General features: G+C 46.1%; 1 rRNA gene. It reads right to left on the reverse strand.

Annotated elements, in window-relative coordinates:
* Positions 1-133: ribosomal RNA gene (locus AC1DLM_RS35550) — 23S ribosomal RNA — on the reverse strand; the annotation flags it as partial.
* Between the last annotated feature and the right edge of the window lie 285 nt (positions 134-418).

The following is a 418-nucleotide window of genomic DNA, read 5'->3' on the forward strand; positions in this document are numbered from 1 at the left end:
AGCTGGGTTCCCCCATTCGGACATCCCCGGATCAAAGCCTGCTTACGGCTCCCCGAGGCATTTCGTCGTTCGCCACGTCCTTCTTCGGCTCCTAGTGCCTAGGCATCCTCCGTGTGCTCTTTCTAGCTTAACCATTTATAGGGATCTTTGGCCTAAGCCAAAGTCTCTCCTAATTGAAAGAGTTAAAGATTTTTGCRTGATCCGAAGTTCAAGCAACCTAAGTTCTTACTTTACGTTTTTGTTTCGTTATCTAGTTTTCAAGGAACAATGTTGTTGAAGGGKTAATTCATCCTTCAAAACTGAACACGAGTGAGTAAGCGATTGTGTATCCGAAGATACTTGACTGKRTCTATCAGAYMCGAGTCTCCATAGAAAGGAGGTGATCCAGCCGCACCTTCCGATACGGCTACCTTGTTAC

The organism is Paenibacillus sp. 01T442, from assembly GCF_056398345.1.